A 607-nucleotide genomic window follows, 5' to 3' on the forward strand; every position below is an offset into this window, starting at 1 on the left:
TAGCGGGTCTGGTGTCGCGAGAATGCCTTATACGGCTAAACGCTCCACTACTTGGGCCGCGACAATGGGCGTGTCGCCCACATTGGTGTCCGGCCAGACCCGTGCGCGCTTTTTGGGGAAACCACCTGGCACGAAATAGGAGAGGCCCGCGCTTGCAACATAGATGGTCGCGGCAACGCCCTCGAAATTGCGACTGAAGTGGAACTGCGACTTCATCACGATAAAGTCTTGCTCCCTGATATTGACGCCGTGGGATTCAAAAATGGCGCGATCGACTATGAATCCTGGCTTTGAAGTGGCAATCACAAGGAAACGGTTGTCAATCTCGATGAGGGCCGTCTTTCCCATAGCCGCGGATTCGTTCGCAAAATTGGGTCCGATGAGTTTGATATCGCTGCTGTTGAGCAGTCTGACCTCGCCTTCGACCTCGAAGGGCAGATATAGCGGAGTCATCTTGCCGCCGAGATGCATCTTAATTTTTGCGCCGGCTCCGGCCGTATATGCCTGTACGACGGTTTCCGGATCATTGACCGTCATCGCGCCCTGGAGCTTCACAGGATGTTTCAGCGCGGCCTGAAGGATCAAGGTGCTGTCTCCCGGCGCGCCG

At 56.0% G+C, this 607-nt stretch carries 1 protein-coding gene; it reads right to left on the minus strand.

Annotation, left to right across the window (positions count from 1 at the left end):
• Window positions 1–27: 27 nt before the first annotated feature.
• The coding region (locus tag ACWGTO_RS33755; RefSeq protein ID WP_454578991.1) for an MlrC C-terminal domain-containing protein at window positions 28–607 on the minus strand (580 nt) is incomplete at its 5' end.

The sequence above is a fragment of the Mesorhizobium sp. PL10 genome (assembly GCF_053714315.1).